Raw genomic sequence first — 18,592 nt, forward strand, 5'->3', positions numbered from 1 at the left:
CATGCGCCTGATCATCGTCAGTGGCCGCTCCGGCTCCGGTAAAAGCACAGCCCTCGATGTACTGGAGGACAACGGCTATTACTGCATCGATAACCTGCCAGCCGGGCTGCTACCGGAATTGGCCGAGAACGCCCTGATCCAAAACGAATTAACCCAGCCACTGGTGGCGGTGTCCATCGACGCACGTAACCTGCCGAGCCACTTGACGCGCTTCCCCGAGTTGCTGGAAGAAGTCCGCGCCCGACACATAAAATGTGACGTACTGTTTCTGGACGCAGACGAAGAGACCCTGCTCAAGCGCTTCTCGGAAACTCGCCGTCGCCATCCGCTGAGCAGCGCCAACCGCTCGCTGGCCGAAGCCATCCAGGATGAGACCACCCTGCTGGGGCCGATAGCCGACCTGGCGGACCTCAAGGTCAATACGACCAACCTGAACCTCTACCAGCTTCGCGACACCATCAAGCTGCGCCTGCTGAACCAGCCGGAGCCAGGCACCGCGTTCCTGGTGGAATCTTTCGGGTTCAAGCGTGGCATGCCAGTCGATGCCGACCTGGTATTCGATGTGCGCTGCCTGCCCAACCCTTACTGGAAACCGGAACTGCGCGCCCAATCCGGGCTGGACCAACCGGTTGCCGAGTACCTGGCTGCCCAGCCGGATGTTGAAGAAATGTTCCAGGACATTTCCAGCTACCTGCTCAAGTGGCTACCCCGCTTTGCGGCGAGTAATCGCGCCTACGTCACCATTGCCATTGGCTGTACCGGTGGGCATCACCGCTCCGTCTACCTGACCGAGCGCCTGGGTCAACTCCTGCAAAAAACCTTGAAGAACGTCCAGGTTCGCCACCGCGACCTTAGCTAAAGGATTCACACCGCGATGCCTGCTCTGGAAATTGAAATCATCAACAAACTGGGTCTGCATGCCCGCGCCTCCGCTAAGTTCGTGGGTGTTGCAGGTCAGTATCCCTGCCAGATCAAGGCTGGCCGCAGCCCCGAAACCATGGTCGATGGTAAAAGCATCATGGCAATGATGATGCTGGCGGCCGGCAAAGGCACCAGAATCCACCTGAAGACCGAGGGTGAACAAGAGCAGGAAGCACTCGACGCGCTGGTGACATTGATCAACAACTTCTTCGACGAAGGCGAGTAAGCGCACACCTCTTTGGCGAACTGACTTGTGTGACAAGGGAGCTTGCTCCCGCGGGGCCGGGCTGGCGCTCCAGTGCGCAGCGCCCCTGAAACCCTCCGGCGACGTGTGACAGGTACAGTGCCTCTACGCCATTCAGCCCAACGCCGTATCCATCACCATCATCAGGCAGAACCCGACCAGCAGCCCCAGGCTGGCCAGCTTGTCGTGACCGTTGCGACGCGATTCGGGGATGACCTCATGAGTCACCACCAACAGCATCGCACCTGCCGCCAGCGCCAAGCCTAACGGCAAGATGACTTCGGCCAGGCTCACCAGCCAGGCGCACAGCAACGCAAAAACCGGCTCGACCAGGCCTGATGCGGCGCCGATCAGGAATGCCCTGGCCCGTGACATCCCGGCCCCGGCCAATACCAAGGCAATCACCAGCCCTTCCGGCACGTCCTGCAGCGCGATGCCCATGGCAAGGCTGTCGGCATCCGGCATGCCGCCACCGGCCGAGACACCCACCGCCATGCCTTCAGGGATGTTGTGAGCAATGATTGCAAACACGAACAGCCAGATACGCGGAGGGATGACCGGGTGCTCCAGGGTGCCAACCAGCATCTGCGGCGTTGCACCGGACATCTTGCGGTCCACCACGAACAGTCCGAACGCCCCCAGCATGATGCCGAGACAGATCAGGCCGCTGGACGCCCAGGGTGACAGTCCCAGGCTTTCAGCCGCCGCGATACCGGGCACGATCAGCGAAAACGCCGTGGCGGCCAGCATGACCCCGGCGCCAAAGCCCAGCAAAGTATCACTGAGCGCCACCGGCATCCGGCGGATGACCAGTACCGGCACCGCCCCCAAGGCTGTACCCAACGCACAGATAGCCCCGCCTTGCAGCGCCCGCATCAACGCTGGCTCAAGGTTCAGCCATGCCAGACCGTGGGCAGCCAGCAAGCTAAAGCCCGCCAACAACAAGAGCGCCCCCACTGCATAACGAAACATTCGCCCACTGCTGATTGCCAGTATTTCAGTGCCCATAGTCGCCTTGTTTCTTTTTGTTGTCAGGACTCAAACCAGCGCTGCCTGATAGCGCCGGGCAACTTCCGGCCAATGGATTACGTTGTAGAACGCATTGATGTATTCAGGGCGACGGTTCTGATACCGCAGGTAATAGGCGTGCTCCCAGACGTCCAGGCCAAGAATCGGCGTATTGCCGCTCATCAACGGGCTGTCCTGGTTACCGCTGCTTTCAACCACCAGGGTCTTGTACGGGGTCACGCTCAACCAGGCCCAACCACTGCCAAAACGCGTCAGCGCAGCCTTGGTAAAAGCATCCTTGAAGCAGTCGAAACCTCCCAGTTGCCCGTCGATGGCCTTGGCCAGTTCGCCTTCTGGCTTGCCGCCACCATTGGGTACCATGACCGCCCAGAACAGTGAATGGTTAGCGTGCCCGCCGCCTTGGTTGACCACGGCGGCGCGAAGTTTTTCCGGCAACTGCGCAACGCCGGCCACCAGGCGCTCCACCGGCCACTCGGCAAACTCGGTGCCTTCAACGGCTGCGTTGAGGTTGTTGATGTAGGTCTGATGGTGCTTGGTGTAATGGATTTCCATGGTTTGCGCATCGATATGCGGCTCCAGGGCATCGTAGGCGTATGGCAGGGCCGGCAAGGTAAAAGCCATTTCAATGAACTCCATGATGAGCGCGCGCCTTGGTCGGCTGCGCTGCGGTATCGATATGCAGCAAACGGTGGGTGCGCGGGTATTCGCCGTGCTCGCCGATGAAATTGAGCAACTCGACGTAGGTCTTGCTACTTTGGCGTAGCGCGGCTTCGCGCAGGGCGGGCACCAGGCGCGAGTCCTGCATGGTCTGTAATAGCCGTTGATGGATCGCGCACAAGTATTCGGCACTCTCCTCCGGCTGGTTCAGACGTAGATGCAGGTCTGCGAGGTTGTGATGGGAAATCACACAGGCAGCGACCGCTTCGTCGGCATCCGGCCACCGCTCATACAACACCTGGGCCAACGCCAGCGCCTGCAGATAGTGCTCGCGGGCATCCACCAACTCGCCCAGCATGAAGCAGCGGTTGGCCCTTTCGATCGTGCGTTTCCAGTGCTCCATGGTGAGTCTCCAAAGCGATAGCGGTGATTACACGCCGCCTGCGGTGAGCTTCTCGGGATTGAGTAACTCTTCCAGTTGGCGGAGCGTGAGATCCGTGTGTTCAAGCGCCACATCGATCACCGGGCGACCTTGCTGGTAGGCGGTCTTGGCAATTTCAGCGGCCTTCTGGTAGCCAATGATCGGATTGAGCGCCGTGACCAGGATCGGATTGCGCGACAGCGCTTCCTTGAGCTTGGCCTCGTTGACCTTGAAACCGGCAATGGCCTTGTCAGCGAGCAGGCGACTGGAATTGGCCAGCAGTTCAATGCTGCTCAGCAGGTTCTGGGCAATGATCGGCAGCATGACATTCAGCTCGAAATTGCCCGATTGGCCCGCCACCGTGATCACCGTGTCATTGCCGATGACTTGGGCGGCAACCATCGCCGTCGCCTCTGGAATCACCGGATTGACCTTGCCCGGCATGATCGACGATCCCGGCTGCAAGCCTTCCAGTTCGATTTCTCCCAGGCCCGCCAAGGGGCCAGAGTTCATCCAGCGCAGGTCATTGGCGATTTTCATCAGTGACACGGCCGTGGTCTTGAGTTGACCTGAAACCGCAACCGCCGTGTCCTGGGAGCCGATCAGCGCGAACAGATCCTTGCCTGGCGTGAACGGCACCTGGGTGAGCGCGCTCAATTGCTGACTGAACAACGCTGCAAACTGCGGGTGAGCATTGATCCCGGTACCGACTGCCGTGCCGCCCTGGGCCAGGGATTGCAGGGCGGGCAACAAACTCTGCAAATGGCCGATGTTGGCCTTGAGCTGTTGCGCCCAACCGTTGAGCACCTGGCTCATGCGCACCGGCATGGCGTCCATCAAATGCGTACGGCCGGTCTTGATGAAGGGGTGAACCTGTTCAGCCTTGCGCTCGATCACCTGGACCAGATGCGCCAGTGCCGGTAGCAATTGCTCGTGAAGTGCCAGCGCCGCGCTGACGTGGATGGTGGTCGGGATGATGTCGTTGCTGCTCTGCCCGCAATTGACATGATCGTTCGGATTGACCGGTTCGCCGAGCAATCGACTGGCCAGGGTGGCAATCACCTCGTTGGCGTTCATATTGGAGCTGGTGCCGGAGCCGGTCTGGAAGATATCCACCGGAAAGTGTCGCATGTAGTCGCCTTCGAGCAGGCCTTGGGCGGCATCGACAATGGCCTTGCCCTGAGCTTCGCTCAACTGCTTGAGTTCGACGTTGGCTTTCGCGGCGGCGGCCTTGGCGAGGATCAGGGCACGAATGAACTGGGCCGGCATCCGCTGCCCACTGACGGGAAAGTTATCCACGGCGCGCTGGGTCTGGGCACCATACAAGGCGTCTGCCGGGACTTGCAGTTCGCCCATGCTGTCACGTTCGATACGAGTGTTACTCATCAGGAAATCCTTGCACCAGTTCAGTCAGAGAAATCGAGGGCTGCAACTCGCAGGTCGCCAGTTGCCAGGTGTAGCGCTGCCAGCGTTTGAGCCGGCACGTGCACAATGAGAGGCGCTCCAGGTCACGCAGCGGGCGCCAGGCCTGGTCCAGGCACAGGTTGCGCCAGTGCCAGGGCAGCGCCGTGTCTGCCGCCGTGTCGAGCAGCAGGCGAAATGAGACTTCGGCAATGGTCCAGGGCGATGTCGCTGTGCAACAGCCCAGATAACGGCCTTCGGCCAGGTAGTGTTCGATCAGGCGCGGTTCATCAGGATCCAGTGCGCAACGGATCTGGCGGCTCATCCAGCGCCAGCTTTCGAGGTAGGGATGCTCGTGCAAGGCTGAACTCATGACCCAGGCTCATTCGATAATGAGATTCATTATTATATGATAATCAAACCCAAAACAAGAGAGCCAGCACAAGGCCCTCACAGGGGCCTGTGCAACGCCCATAAAAAAGGCGCGTTACCCAATGGGTAACGCGCCCTTGTGTGTAACGGTAAGGAGTTAACTGCCCGCCACTGTCATCCGCTCGATCAACACCGAACCGGTGCGAATGTTGCTACGCAGCTCCAGGTCATTACCCACCGCGAGGATTTGCTTGAACATGTCGCGCATGTTGCCGGCGATAGTCACTTCCTGGACGGCGAACTGGATCTCACCGTTTTCCACCCAGAAGCCCGCTGCACCGCGCGAATAATCGCCAGTCACCATGTTCAGGCCCTGGCCCATCAGTTCGGTCACCAGCAAGCCGCGGCCCATGCGTCGCAGCAGGGCTGCCTGGTCTTCGTCGCCATGGGTGACGAACAGGTTATGCACGCCACCAGAGTTGGCCGTGCTCGGCATGCCGAGCTTGCGCCCGGAGTAGGTGCCCAATACATAGGACACCAACTCGCCGTTCTCGACGAACGGCTTGGCATAGGTCGCCAGGCCATCACCGTCGAACGCCGAGCTGCCCATGGCGCGCATCAAGTGTGGACGCTCATCGATGGTCAGCCACTCCGGGAACAGCTTCTGCCCCAAGGCACCTTCGAGGAACGACGACTTGCGGTACAGATTGCCGCCGGAAATCGCCCCCAGGAAACTGCCGAACAAACCACCCGCCAGCTCTGCGGAAAACAGCACCGGCACTTCGCAGGTCGGTACCGGGCGCGCGCCGAGACGGCTGGCCGCCCGTTGCGCCGCGCGCTGGCCGATGCTCACCGGATCGGCCAGCAAATGGCCTAGGCGATTGACGTCGTACCAGTAATCACGCTGCATCTGGCCGTCAGCTTCGGCGATCATCACGCAACTCAAACTGTGGCGCGTCGAGGCATAACCACCGATAAAGCCGTGGCTGTTGCCGTAGACACGGCAGCCCTGATGGGTGCTCAGGGTGGTGCCATCGGCGTTCTTGATCCGGCTGTCGGTGGCGAATGCTGCGGCTTCGCAGGCCAGCGCCTTCTCGATCGCCTGCTCAGGCGTAATGTCCCATTCGTGGAACAGATCAAAGTCCGGCAAGTCCCTGGCCATCAGGGCGGCATCGGCCAGGCCCGAGTGTTCGTCTTCGGAAGTGTGCTTGGCGATGGCCAGCGCCGCGGCGACGGTTTCGCGAATCGCCTCGGGGCCACTGGCCGAGGTGCTGGCCGAGCCTTTGCGCTGACCGGCATACAAGGTGATGCCAAAGCCCTGGTCACGGTTGAACTCGACCGTTTCAACTTCGCGCTGACGCACCGAGGTCGACAGGCCCTGCTCCAGCGACACGGCTACTTCACAGGCACTGGCGCCCTGGCGCTTGGCTTCGGCGATGATCTGCTCGACTTGCTCTTGCAGTGCCGGCAACGCTTGCGGGCCGACGCTTTCAACTGCACTCATGCTGTTCTCCACTCAAATTCTGCTTTCGGCTAAGGTCATCGAGCGACCGGGCCGGACAAGCGGCCCCCGACTGGTTATCATGGCGGCGTTTCTTTGCGGACGGCCACCATGGTTGATTCTTACGACGACTCCCTCGATACGGGAGAAAAAAGCAAAACCCAGGTCAAACGCGAGCTGCATGCTCTGGTTGACCTCGGCGAGCGCCTTACGACACTCAAGCCTGACTTGCTGGCAAAACTGCCGTTGACCGACGCCTTGCGCCGGGCACTGGCCGATGCGCCCAAGCACACCGCGAATATCGCGCGTAAACGGCACCTCATGTTCATCGGCAAGCTGATGCGCGATCAGGACACTGACGCCATTCTGACTCTGCTCGATCAACTCGATGCCTCCACTCGCCAGTACAACGAACGCTTTCACGGTCTGGAACGCTGGCGTGATCGCTTGATCGCCGGTGACGACGCCGTCATGGAGAAGTTCGTCGTCGAGTACCCGGAAGCGGATCGCCAGCAATTGCGCTCCCTGATCCGTCAGGCCCAGCACGAGCTCGCACAAAGCAAGCCTCCTGCCTCCAGCCGAAAGATCTTCAAGTACATCCGTGAGCTGGACGAGACTCAACGCGGTCTGCGTTAAGTCCCTTCTCGGGTGGGTTGCCTCGCAACTCACCCGAAGCTCCACGTTATCAAGAGTCCCTTACGCGCCCGTGCCACCCACGGTGATCGCGTCGATTTTCAAGGTTGGCTGGCCGACACCCACCGGCACCGACTGCCCATCCTTGCCACACGTCCCCACACCGCTGTCCAGCGACAGGTCGTTACCGACCATCGACACTCGACTCATGGCTTCCGGGCCATTGCCGATCAACGTCGCACCTTTGACCGGCGCGGTAATCTTGCCGTCCTCGATCAAGTACGCTTCGCTGGTGGAGAACACGAACTTGCCACTGGTGATGTCGACCTGACCGCCACCCAGGTTGGCGCAGTAGATCCCCTTCTTCACCGACGCGATGATTTCCGCCGGATCGCTTTCGCCACCCAGCATGTAGGTGTTGGTCATGCGCGGCATCGGCAGGTGTGCGTAAGACTCGCGACGACCATTGCCGGTACGCGCCACGCCCATCAGGCGGGCGTTGAGCTTGTCCTGCATGTAGCCCTTGAGCACGCCGTTTTCGATCAGCGTGGTGCACTCGGTCGGGGTACCCTCGTCATCGATGCTCAGCGAGCCACGGCGACCGGCCAGCGTGCCGTCATCGACGATGGTGCAGAGCTTCGACGCGACCATCTCGCCCATGCGCCCGCTATAGGCGGAACTGCCCTTGCGGTTGAAGTCGCCTTCCAGGCCGTGCCCCACCGCCTCGTGCAGCAAGACCCCGGACCAACCCGAACCCAACACCACCGGCAAGGTGCCCGCCGGCGCCGGAATCGCTTCCAGGTTCACCAGCGCCTGGCGCAACGCCTCGCGGGCATAGCCCATGGCACGATCTTCCGCGAGGAAGTAGCGGTAGTCGGTACGCCCGCCACCGCCATGACCACCGCGTTCGCGGCGACCGTTCTGCTCGACAATCACGCTGACATTGAAGCGCACCAAGGGGCGCACATCCGCCGCCAGGCCGCCGTCGGTGGAAGCCACCAGAATGCGCTCCCAGACCCCGGCCATGCTCACGGTCACTTGCTGGATACGCGGATCCAGGGCGCGAGTCGCCACGTCGATACGCTTGAGCAGCTCGACTTTTTCAGCACGCGTCATCACTTCCAGCGGATTATCGGGCGCGTATAACTGGGCGACATCCTGGGTGGTAAATGCCTGCACGGTACCGTTTTGCCCGGCACGGGAGATCGAACGGGCCGCACGCGCCGCCAGCCCCAGGGCTTCAAGGGTGATGGCATTGCTGTAGGCAAAACCGGTTTTTTCACCCGATTGCGCCCGCACGCCCACGCCTTGGTCCAGGTTGAAGCTGCCTTCCTTGACGATGCCGTCTTCCAGCGCCCACGACTCGGAAATCTGCCCCTGGAAGTACAGGTCGGCGGCATCGATCCCTGGCCCGGCCAGATCTCCCAGCACGCTTTGCAGGTTCTCGATCGTCACGCCGCCTGGCGCTAGCAGATGTTCACTGACTGAGGACAACAACTCGCTCATGGTTTTACGCCTTAATTCAACGTTCTGAGGCAGGTCGCTGGGCGCCCTGCGAGAAAAAGCGCCGGTGACTGGACACCGGCATCCGCGCCCTGATGGACGCCTGTTCATTGCTGTCGCGATCGGCCAGCAGCACCGCCTCGCCCTGGTCCTGCTGCGCCAGCACGCGGCCCCAGGGGTCGACAATGGCCGCATGACCAAAGGTCTCGCGTGGTCCTGGGTGTACACCGCCCTGGGCGGCTGCCAACACATAACACTGGGTCTCGATGGCCCGCGCGCGGATCAGTACGTCCCAATGGGCGGCACCGGTCACGGCCGTAAACGCCGAGGGCGCGGTAATCAGTTCGGCCCCTGCTTCACGCAACTCGCTGTAGAGCTCGGGGAAGCGCAAGTCATAACACACGGTCAGGCCAACCCGGCCCACTGGTGTGTCGGCCACCACGACCTGATTGCCATGAGCATAGTCATCGGACTCACGGTAGCGCCCGCGATTATCCGCGACATCGACATCAAACAAATGCAGCTTGTCATAACGCGCCACGGTCTCGCCGTGCTCATCGACCAGCAACGAGCAGGCATTGGATTTGCCCCGGGGTTGATCGACCGGCGGTAGCGGCAGGGTGCCGGCCACTATCCATAACTTGAGGTCGCGAGCCGTCTGTTTCAACCAAGGAAGAATCGGGCCCGTGCCCTCGGCCTCGGCGCGGCCGATATCGGCGACGTCTTGACGGCCCATGGCCGCGAAGTTTTCCGGGAGCACCGCCAGCCGTGCGCCGCCCGCGGCCGCCTGGGCCAGCAGGCGCCGAGCCTGGGCCAGATTGACCAGCACGTCGCTCTGGCTGACCATTTGAATCACCGCAAGAGACATGACGCACTCCGTTTCGGGTATGCGCTCATGCTACTCCATCGACCTTGAGAACGGTTTCTCAAAAAGGTTTTTCAAAGGTGATTTTCGGCTCTTTCCATGGGCCCTTGACGGTGTACTTGACGCTGGCGAAACGCGCCACACGATCACCGATCAACTTGTCGATCAGGAACAACGCGCCGCCGACGGCCGGGGCACCGACGAGCAGGGCGGCAATCGGCAGGTTGTTGGTCAGCGGCAAGGTCAGCAGCAACTTGGCATCGATCCGGTCATTCATCATGTCCAGGGTACCGTTGAGTTCCAGGTTGCTCGACGGGCCGGTCAAGGTGATCGGCTCACGGGTGACATAGACACCATTGCTGGCCACCAGCAACCCTTTGACCCGGTCGTAACTCAAGCCCTTGTCGAACAGGTCGGAGAAGTCGAGCCGCAAGCGTCGACCAATCGAGTTGAAGTTGAGCAGGCCAAACACACGCAACGCCTGGGCACCGCCCTCGACGTCCGCGAACTGCCCTTTGCTCAGCGATGCATCAAGGCTGCCGGAGTATCGCTTGAGACCAACCCAGGCGGGCGATCCCGGCCAGCGTCCGTCAGCATCCAGGTGGAATTTTTCACTGCTCACCGTCGGAGCGAAGCCCCACGCCTTGAGCACATCCGCCAGGTTCTTGCCCTCGATACGCCCTTTGAACCAGCTGCTGGTAGCGCCCGGAACACCTTCCCAACCGCCCGCGCCCTGCAGTTGCATGCCTTTGAGCCCCAGGCTCAGGCTATTGAAGGCCAGCCCCTTGGCAATCGGCCGAACCTTCAGCGACCAGGCACCGACCAGAACCGGGCCTTGAAACAGCTGGGCAATGGCGATATCCAGTGCCGGGACCTTGGTCGGGTCGACGGACGCCAGCGGGTCTGGTGCATTCTCGTCAGCCTGCACCGCAGGATCGGCCGCCGGCAGGCGCACGTACTGCAGGTTGACCGCAATGGGGGCGGCCTTGGCGTCGGGAATTCCGACCGTGCCTTTGACCTGCTGGCTATCGAGTTGCAAGGCCCAGGCAGCAGGCTTGCGATCGAATTGCAGGCGAGCCTGATCCAGGGTGGTGCCAAAACCGGTGAGTTTGTCCACCCTGAAGTCGGCGCCACTGAGCAATTGCTTGGCGCTGCCGCTAGGGTCTTTCCCAGCATAGCGATCGACCAGGACTTTCCACGGCTCGACATCCAGCTCCGAAAGCACACCACGAATGCGCAAGCCCTTGTTTCCTGGCAACACTGCGTTGCCGCTGCCCAGGAACAACTCACCCCGGCCGTTGGCGAAGTTGGCGGTTGGCGCGGCGAAGGTAAAGTCCGCCAGGTCGCCATAGTCGAGCCAGTAACGTCGTTCAGGCCCTTGCAGGGTCATGCGAAACACCGTGTCGCGACCTTGCTCGGCGGGCATGCCAAATGGCGCAGGCAAGTCGACCGCCACGCCCTTGAGGCTGGAGCTGACCATCAACTGACTGTCGGGACCGTCGAGATTCAATTGCAACTGATACGGAATATCCCCCGAGACCGGCAATGGCTGAGCGACTTTCAGCCACTCGGTGAGTTTCTTCACCGTGACCTTCCCCTCGGCAGTGACCCGGGTATTGAGCTTGCCCGGACTCCCTTCGGCAAATATCCGCGCACTGACCGGCCGATCGAAGGCGCGCGCGGTAATCCCCTGCCCGCTCAACCCCTTGGCACTGTCAAAACGGAAATCACCTTTGAGCTGAGACAGTTCAAGCTCGGGTTCGCTGAGTTTGAGGCGCGCCTTGGCAGTCTTGAAGTCCACCTGGATCTTCGGCTCCTCGCCCTTGTCCAGAGGGATATCGAGCTTCAACTTGCCCTGCAGATCACCCTCACCCTGCCAGCCGGCAAAGGTCGCTCCCGTGCCGATCGGCGCCTCCTGAAGAATCTTCAGGCCATCGCCCAGCCCACCGGCAAAGGCGCCATCGATGAACATGTGGGAGTTCTGCCCGGCGGGCACATGGGGAATATTGACGGTGACATCCCGCACCTGGGTATCGAGCAACTGGCCCTGGCTGGCCAGAATCCGCACGCCGCTGTCCTCGACGAACACATCGCCGCTGATCTTGCTCAGGTGCGGCCAACCAGGCTGAAAGGCCAGCTCGGCATCGTGGACCTTGAAGAACAGGCTGATGCTGCGCGCCGTATCGGTTGCTTCATGGCTCAACGACCCCTGGTACTGGAAGAATCCTTCGTCCACCGCGCCTTTGAGAATCGCCGTGCGCAACCACTCGTCCAGTGCCGGGCTCAAGACCTTCGGCAGGTACTTGCCGGTATAGCGCCCGTCCCCCTCCAGCAGTCCGACCCGCAAGTCCATATAGTCTTCCCGGGCGGGATCGAAATACAGCCGAATCAGGAAATCGCCGGCAATCTTGCCCTCCTCGCCCAGCACCTTCAGGTACGGGGCGATCAAGGTGAAGCCTTGTTTGTCGAGTTTCCAGGTCAGCCGCGCATTGGCCTGAATGTACTGCCATGGCTTGGCGAAGATCGGGTCCAGGTGCAGGGAAAAATCCTTGCTGTCCATGCGTAGCTCGCCCTGACCGAGGTCGCCACTGATACTCCCGGAAACGTTGCGGGCCGCCGGAGCCCCGTAGTACGCATCAAAACCAACGCGTTCCAGGTTGGCCGCGAAGCTGAACTTGCTGTCATCGGTCGCCTCGGGCCGCACGTCGATCAGCACATTACGCAAGGAGCCGGTAAATTTGAGCCGTTCGACCGCCGTTGCTACACCCTCGGGCAATGGGCCCAAGGCATTGAGCAGCGGGGTGAGCGGCGTCAGGTCAAGGCGATCAGCCTCCAGGTGCCAGAGCTCCCGGATCTGTTCCGTCGGTCTCGTCTGTTGCACCTGCAGACGGGTTTCCCAGCGGGTGTCCCCCAGGCTCATGGCCAGAGAGTCCAGGGTGATCTGCGCGCCCTCGGCACTGCGCTGGTAGTACCCATTGAGTGCCAGGTTGTTGACCTGGATCGGCTTGCGCTCGGCGTAGGCGCCTTTGAGTTGCGGGGCATTGAGACGCACCGCTGCGCTTTGCAGCACCCCTTGGCCCCAGTTCACCCAGAACTCGCCACCGGCCTTGATTTCGGAAAAATTCCATTGCTGGGTCACCCGCTCAGGCAACCACTTCGACCAATCGCTTTGCGGCAGGCTCAGGTAGGCATCGATTTGCGCGTCTTTCCACTCACTGGCGCGAATCCGGGTGCGCAGGCTCATGGCCAGTGGCTGGCCATCGGGCAAGGTCAACCGTGCGTCGAGACGCTGGCGGCTGACACCGGTTTTAAGCGTCAGGCCAACGTACGTCAGGGTCAGCGGCTTGTGGTCGAGCGGTTGCAAGGTGACCTGGCTGTCGAGCACCGAGAGTCGGGACACCATTTGCATCTGGTTGAGCAGTCGCTCGGGGTCCAGGGGTTGATTCTGCTGCACCGGAAGGCCTTCCAGTGCCCATTGACCGTCTGCGCCTTCCTTGAGGCTGAGCTTCAGGCCATTGAGTTCCAGGTGTTCGATCCGCACCGCGCGCGACAACAGGCTGGTCCAGACATCCGGCACGACCCGGACCTGATCCAGGTACAGGGCGTTGGCACCCTCGCCGACCACCACGTCATGGGCCATCAGGACCGGCCCCATGCCACTCCAGCCGCCCTCGAGGCTGCCAATGCGCAACGGCATGCCCAGCGCGTCCTGGGCTTTGTTCTCGGCCTCGGCGCGATACTCGGCGACCAGCGGAACCAGCTCGCGACCGAGGTTGACGTAGAGCGCGACCAGCACCAGCAGCAACGCACTGAGCCCCAACCCCCAGCGAGTCAGCGCGCCTAGAATGCGGATCAGACGCTCCATGTCAGTGGGCTCCCATAGCGAACGCGTGCGGCGAGCGCAGGCCAGCCGTCATTAGTGATACACCCGGACTCAGAGCAACACCACGTCGTATTGTTCCTGGGAGTACATGGTTTCCACTTGAAAACGAATGGTTCGACCAATGAAGCTTTCAAGTTCGGCCACGTTACCCGACTCTTCATCCAGGAGCCGGTCCACCACTTTCTGGTTGGCCAGTACACGGTAGCCTTCGGCCTGATAGGCGCGCGCCTCGCGCAGGATCTCTCGGAAGATCTCATAGCACACGGTTTCCGGGGTCTTGAGCTTGCCCCGCCCCTGGCAACTGCTGCAGGGCTCGCACAACACCTGTTCCAGGCTTTCGCGCGTGCGCTTGCGGGTCATCTGCACCAGGCCCAGCTCGGTAATCCCTATGATGTTGGTCTTGGCGTGATCACGCTCCAGTTGTTTCTCCAGAGTGCGCAGTACCTGGCGCTGGTGTTCTTCATCTTCCATGTCGATGAAATCGATAATGATGATCCCGCCCAGGTTGCGCAGGCGCAGTTGCCGGGCGATGGCCGTCGCCGCTTCCAGATTAGTCTTGAAGATAGTCTCTTCGAGGTTCCGGTGCCCGACGAACGCACCGGTGTTGACGTCAATGGTGCTCATGGCCTCGGCCGGATCGACCACCAGGTAACCGCCGGACTTGAGTGGAACCTTGCGCTCCAGCGCCTTTTGAATCTCGTCTTCGACGCCATACAGGTCGAAAATCGGTCGCTCGCCCGGATAGTGCTCCAGGCGATCGGCGATTTCCGGCATCAGTTCGGCGACAAACTGCGTGGTCCTCTGGAATGTTTCCCGCGAATCGATGCGAATCTTCTCGATCTTCGGGCTGACCAGATCGCGCAAGGTGCGCAGGGCCAGGCCGAGGTCTTCGTAGATCACGCTGGGCGCGCCCACCGTCTTGATCTGTGTCCCGATCTGGTCCCAGAGACGGCGCAGGTAGCGAATGTCCATCAGGATCTCATCGGCACCCGCCCCTTCGGCCGCGGTGCGCAGGATGAACCCGCCGGCTTCCTTGATGCCTTCTTTGGCAACGCAATCGGTGACCACCTGCTTGAGGCGCTCGCGCTCGCCTTCGTCTTCGATCTTCAGCGAAATGCCGACGTGTGCCGTGCGTGGCATGTACACCAGGTACCGTGAAGGAATCGACAACTGGGTGGTCAGGCGGGCGCCCTTGGAGCCGATCGGATCCTTGGTGACCTGCACCACCAGGCTCTGGCCTTCGTGGACCAGGGCACTGATGCTTTCGACCGCAGGGCCTTCGCGCAGGGAGATTTCCGAAGCGTGGATGAACGCGGCGCGGTCCAGGCCGATATCGACGAACGCCGCCTGCATGCCCGGCAACACCCGCACGACCTTGCCTTTGTAGATGTTGCCGACGATCCCGCGCTTTTGTGTGCGCTCGACATGCACTTCTTGCAGGACACCGTTTTCGACCACCGCCACACGCGATTCCATCGGCGTGATGTTGATCAGAATCTCTTCACTCATGGCAAGGTCTCGTTCAGGCATGTTCACGATTATGGCCGCATCAGGTCAGTACGGCGCAGAGCGCGCGATAAGGTTTTGCCAACAGGGTATGCCGAAATGGCCAAGCAATTCTGCGGTTTCGCACAGCGGCAGGCCGACCACGGCGGAGTAACTGCCGTCGAGCCCGGCTACAAACACCGCGCCAAGCCCCTGAATACCGTAGCCACCAGCCTTGTCCCGTGGCTCGCCGCTGGCCCAATAGGCCCCAGCTTCGTCACTGCCGATGGCGCGAAAACGCACCAGGCTGCGCACCACGCGTGACTCGCAACGCCGGCCATCAAGCACGGCAATCGCCGTCAGGACTTCATGCTCACGCTCCGCAAGGCTCATCAACATGGCCCGCGCGCCTGCTTCGTCCTGCGGCTTGCCGAGAATCTGCCCATCCAGCACGACAGCGGTGTCGGCGCCCAGGACGCACGCAGCGGTGCCGTGCTCGGCAGCGGCCAGCGACTGGAACCCGGCCAGTGCCTTGCCGCGCGCCAGGCGTTCGACATAGGCCGCTGGGGATTCATCTGTCAGAGGGGTTTCATCGATATCCGCGCTGATGGCGGTGAACGGCACGCCGATCTGCGTGAGCAGCTCACGCCGGCGTGGCGAACCTGAGGCGAGGTAAAGCGGATTCATCAAGACATCTCCCTGTCGAGGTGCGGGCTAATGCCTGACCGAATGATTAATTGATTTTGTAGCGGCGACTCAACCCACGCAATCCAAAGCTGACCCAGGGCCAGAGCAACGCGCTGATCAGCGCAGGCAGGAGCACCGCCAGCGTTTGACGATTGCCGGTCAGGGCACTGAGCCACAGTTGCAACAGCTGGGCGAGCCCCAGTACCACCATGATCACCAGGCTTTGCTGCCACATGGGGAACATCCGCAAACGCTGTTGCAACGACAGGATCAGGAAGGTGATCAGGGTCAGGATCAGCGCGTTGTGCCCCAGCAAGGTGCCGAACAGCACGTCTTGTGCAAGCCCCAGGCAAAAGGCACTGGCCATCCCGACTTTCTGCGGCAGTTCCAGTGCCCAGTACGCCAAGGGCAGTGCCAGGAACATCGGACGCAAGATTTCGACATGGGGAAAGGGTACGACGCTGAGCAGCAAGCCGATCGCGAACGTCAGCCAGATGATCCAGCCATTACGGGAACGGGTGCTGGCCATTATTCTCTTCCCCGGGTGATAGCTTCAGGCGTCGTGACGGGCGGCTTGGGCGGCTTGACGACAGGCGCAGGCGCTGCGGGAGGCTTGGCCGGTGCCGGATGCGCAGCAGGCTTGGCCGGGGTCACGGGCTTGGGCGCAGCCGCAGGCACCGCGACTGGCGCAGTGGTCGCCGGCGCTGCCGCAGGAGCGGTGCCGGCTGCAGGGTTGGTCGCGGTTGCTGGCACTGTCACGGCACTGCCGGCGGGCTGGTCCTGTGCATCCTGGGCTTGAGCGGCTGCATTCGCGCGCTCTTCCGGGGTGCGGCTGTCACTGAACACCAGCAACATGTAGCGACTGCGATTGAGCGCGGCGGTCGGGACCGCACGGACGATCGCGAACGGCTGGCCCGAGTCATGGATCACTTCCTTGACGGTGGCCACCGGGTAGCCTGCCGGAAAACGCTGACCGAGGCCGGAGCTGACCAACAGATCGCCTTCCTTGATGTCCGCCGTATCCGCGACATGCCGCAATTCCAGGCGTTCCGGATTACCCGTACCACTGGCAATCGCCCGCAGGCCATTGCGGTTCACTTGCACCGGAATGCTGTGGGTGGAATCCGTCAGCAGCAACACCCGCGAGGTGTACGGCATCAACTCGACCACCTGGCCCATCAGGCCACGGGCGTCGAGCACCGGCTGGCCAAGCACCACGCCGTCGCGCTCACCCTTGTTGATGATGATACGGTGCGTGAAGGGGTTGGGATCGACGCCAATCAGCTCGGCCACTTCGACCTTTTCGTTCACCAGTGCCGACGAGTTGAGCAACTCGCGCAGCCGAACGTTCTGCTCGGTGAGGGCCGCCAGCTTTTGCATGCGCCCCTGCAGCAGCAGGTTTTCAGTCTTGAGTTTTTCGTTTTCGGCGACAAGCTCGGTGCGGCTGCCAAACTGGCTGCTCACACCCTGCCACAACCGTTCAGGCAGGTCGGTCACCCAATAGGCGTCCATCAAGACCCGCGACATCTGGCTGCGCGCCGGCTTGAGCACTTCAAAGCGGGCATCGACCACCATCAGCGCGACCGATAGCGCGGCCAGCACCAGAAAGCGCACGCCCAATGAGGGGCCTTTGGTGAAAAGCGGTTTAATAAGCCGCTCCTCCCAGGCAAATGTTCTGTTTATTCATACGGCATCAAACCGGCCTGGATGCAGACTGACAGAAGATAAACGCAGGCAGGCAGCACTGCAAAGTGCTGCCTGTGCGCGAACAGCATAGTTGCCAGCCAGCGACTTATTCGCTGGAGAGCAGGTCCATGGTGTGTTTATCCATCATTTCCAATGCACGGCCACCGCCGCGAGCCACACAGGTCAACGGATCTTCGGCAACGATGACCGGCAGGCCGGTTTCCTGGGCCAGCAACTTGTCGAGGTCACGCAGCAAGGCGCCACCACCGGTCAGGACCAGGCCACGCTCGGCGATATCCGATGCCAGTTCCGGCGGCGATTGCTCCAGCGCGCTTTTTACCGCCTGAACGATGGTTGCCAGCGACTCTTGCAGAGCTTCCAGCACTTCATTGGAGTTCAGGGTAAAGGCACGTGGAACGCCTTCGGCCAGGTTACGGCCGCGAACATCCACTTCGCGAACTTCACCGCCCGGGTAGGCCGTACCGATTTCCTGCTTGATGCGCTCGGCCGTGGACTCGCCGATCAGGCTGCCATAGTTGCGACGCACATAGGTGATGATCGCTTCGTCGAAGCGGTCGCCGCCAACCCGTACGGATTCGGCGTAAACCACGCCATTGAGGGAGATCAGCGCGATTTCAGTGGTACCGCCACCGATATCCACAACCATCGAGCCGCGCGCCTCTTCAACCGGCAGGCCGGCACCGATCGCGGCCGCCATTGGCTCTTCGATCAGGAACACTTCGCGGGCACCGGCCCCCAGGGCCGACTCACGGATCGCACGACGCTCGACCTGGGTGGATTTGCAGGGAACGCAGATCAACACACGAGGACTAGGCTGCAGAAAGCTGTTTTCGTGAACTTTGTTGATAAAATACTGCAGCATCTTTTCGCAAACGCTGAAGTCGGCGATAACACCGTCCTTCATCGGACGAATGGCAGCAATGTTGCCTGGCGTACGACCGAGCATGCGCTTGGCCTCGGTGCCGACAGCAACGACACTTTTCTGGTTACCGTGCGTCCGAATGGCCACAACCGATGGTTCATTCAGGACGATACCGCGCTCGCGCACGTAAATAAGGGTGTTGGCAGTGCCCAGGTCAATGGAAAGATCGCTGGAAAACATGCCACGCAGTTTCTTGAACATGGGAAAGGGACCCTAGGCAACGCGTGGGTAAAAAAGTGCGGCAAACTCTAACAACGACAGGGATTTTGGGCAAGGCGCCAATATGTTAAATTGGACGCTTTTCTGTGCACCAACCCCCACAATCGCGGCCTTATGACCGTAGAAATGCGGTAGTGTTCCG

17 protein-coding genes are annotated in these 18,592 nt (G+C 61.3%); 3 read left to right on the forward strand and 14 right to left on the reverse strand.

Annotated elements, in window-relative coordinates; genetic code table 11:
* Nucleotide 1: 1 nt before the first annotated feature.
* The gene (gene rapZ, locus CKW25_RS03890) at nucleotides 2–859 is read left to right on the forward strand and encodes an RNase adapter RapZ (RefSeq protein ID WP_095077880.1); all 858 of its coding nucleotides are present in this window, start codon (nucleotides 2–4) and stop codon (nucleotides 857–859) included.
* A gap of 15 nt (nucleotides 860–874) precedes the next feature.
* A complete protein-coding gene (locus CKW25_RS03895; protein WP_095077881.1) occupies nucleotides 875–1,147 on the forward strand; it encodes an HPr family phosphocarrier protein in 273 nt (90 codons plus the stop codon).
* A 132-nt stretch (nucleotides 1,148–1,279) separates the two neighbouring features.
* On the opposite strand, the gene CKW25_RS03900 is transcribed toward CKW25_RS03895, so the two are convergent.
* The 6 genes from CKW25_RS03900 to pmbA form a co-directional block, all read right to left on the reverse strand.
* Nucleotides 1,280–2,173 (reverse strand): ZIP family metal transporter, encoded by an 894-nt coding sequence (locus CKW25_RS03900; protein WP_095077882.1) that lies wholly within the window; start codon nucleotides 2,171–2,173, stop codon nucleotides 1,280–1,282.
* A 30-nt stretch (nucleotides 2,174–2,203) separates the two neighbouring features.
* Entirely contained in the window at nucleotides 2,204–2,815 is a 612-nt protein-coding gene (locus CKW25_RS03905; protein WP_095077883.1) for a superoxide dismutase, read from the reverse strand.
* A 1-nt stretch (nucleotide 2,816) separates the two neighbouring features.
* Nucleotides 2,817–3,254, reverse strand: a complete 438-nt coding sequence (locus CKW25_RS03910; RefSeq protein WP_095077884.1) for a hypothetical protein — start codon at nucleotides 3,252–3,254, stop codon at nucleotides 2,817–2,819.
* 27 nt (nucleotides 3,255–3,281) lie between these two features.
* Complete coding sequence (locus CKW25_RS03915; RefSeq protein WP_095077885.1) at nucleotides 3,282–4,658, reverse strand: aspartate ammonia-lyase; 1,377 nt, start codon at nucleotides 4,656–4,658, stop codon at nucleotides 3,282–3,284.
* Nucleotides 4,651–5,046 carry a FagA protein gene (locus tag CKW25_RS03920; RefSeq protein ID WP_095077886.1) on the reverse strand — a complete coding sequence of 132 codons (396 nt, stop codon included), beginning with the start codon at nucleotides 5,044–5,046 and terminating at the stop codon, nucleotides 4,651–4,653. Before CKW25_RS03920 ends, CKW25_RS03915 begins: the two co-directional genes overlap by 8 nt.
* Nucleotides 5,047–5,202: 156 nt before the next feature.
* Nucleotides 5,203–6,549, reverse strand: coding sequence for a metalloprotease PmbA (gene pmbA, locus CKW25_RS03925; protein WP_095077887.1), 1,347 nt, complete (start codon nucleotides 6,547–6,549; stop codon nucleotides 5,203–5,205).
* 108 nt (nucleotides 6,550–6,657) lie between these two features.
* Here pmbA and yjgA point away from each other — a divergent pair, with 108 nt between their 5' ends.
* Nucleotides 6,658–7,182 carry a ribosome biogenesis factor YjgA gene (gene yjgA, locus CKW25_RS03930; RefSeq protein ID WP_095077888.1) on the forward strand — a complete coding sequence of 175 codons (525 nt, stop codon included), beginning with the start codon at nucleotides 6,658–6,660 and terminating at the stop codon, nucleotides 7,180–7,182.
* Nucleotides 7,183–7,242: 60 nt separating this feature from the next.
* On the opposite strand, the gene tldD is transcribed toward yjgA, so the two are convergent.
* From tldD to mreB, 8 genes are all read right to left on the reverse strand, one after another.
* Entirely contained in the window at nucleotides 7,243–8,685 is a 1,443-nt protein-coding gene (gene tldD / locus CKW25_RS03935; RefSeq protein WP_095077889.1) for a metalloprotease TldD, read from the reverse strand.
* A gap of 16 nt (nucleotides 8,686–8,701) precedes the next feature.
* Nucleotides 8,702–9,550, reverse strand: coding sequence for a carbon-nitrogen hydrolase family protein (locus tag CKW25_RS03940; protein WP_095077890.1), 849 nt, complete (start codon nucleotides 9,548–9,550; stop codon nucleotides 8,702–8,704).
* Nucleotides 9,551–9,608: 58 nt separating this feature from the next.
* On the reverse strand, nucleotides 9,609–13,412 hold the full coding sequence (locus CKW25_RS03945; protein WP_095077891.1) for a YhdP family protein: 3,804 nt from the start codon (nucleotides 13,410–13,412) through the stop codon (nucleotides 9,609–9,611).
* A gap of 69 nt (nucleotides 13,413–13,481) precedes the next feature.
* The gene (gene rng, locus CKW25_RS03950; RefSeq protein ID WP_095077892.1) at nucleotides 13,482–14,939 is read right to left on the reverse strand and encodes a ribonuclease G; all 1,458 of its coding nucleotides are present in this window, start codon (nucleotides 14,937–14,939) and stop codon (nucleotides 13,482–13,484) included.
* 45 nt (nucleotides 14,940–14,984) lie between these two features.
* Nucleotides 14,985–15,602, reverse strand: a complete 618-nt coding sequence (locus tag CKW25_RS03955) for a nucleoside triphosphate pyrophosphatase (RefSeq protein ID WP_095077893.1) — start codon at nucleotides 15,600–15,602, stop codon at nucleotides 14,985–14,987.
* A 46-nt stretch (nucleotides 15,603–15,648) separates the two neighbouring features.
* Nucleotides 15,649–16,131 (reverse strand): rod shape-determining protein MreD, encoded by a 483-nt coding sequence (gene mreD / locus CKW25_RS03960; RefSeq protein ID WP_095077894.1) that lies wholly within the window; start codon nucleotides 16,129–16,131, stop codon nucleotides 15,649–15,651.
* The gene (gene mreC / locus CKW25_RS03965) at nucleotides 16,131–17,252 is read right to left on the reverse strand and encodes a rod shape-determining protein MreC (protein WP_095077895.1); all 1,122 of its coding nucleotides are present in this window, start codon (nucleotides 17,250–17,252) and stop codon (nucleotides 16,131–16,133) included. Before mreC ends, mreD begins: the two co-directional genes overlap by 1 nt.
* A gap of 142 nt (nucleotides 17,253–17,394) precedes the next feature.
* Nucleotides 17,395–18,432 carry a rod shape-determining protein MreB gene (gene mreB, locus CKW25_RS03970; RefSeq protein WP_002555108.1) on the reverse strand — a complete coding sequence of 346 codons (1,038 nt, stop codon included), beginning with the start codon at nucleotides 18,430–18,432 and terminating at the stop codon, nucleotides 17,395–17,397.
* Nucleotides 18,433–18,592 lie beyond the last annotated feature (160 nt).

Origin of the sequence: Pseudomonas sp. Irchel s3h17, assembly GCF_900187505.1 — a bacterium.
In the GTDB taxonomy this organism is placed as follows: domain Bacteria; phylum Pseudomonadota; class Gammaproteobacteria; order Pseudomonadales; family Pseudomonadaceae; genus Aquipseudomonas.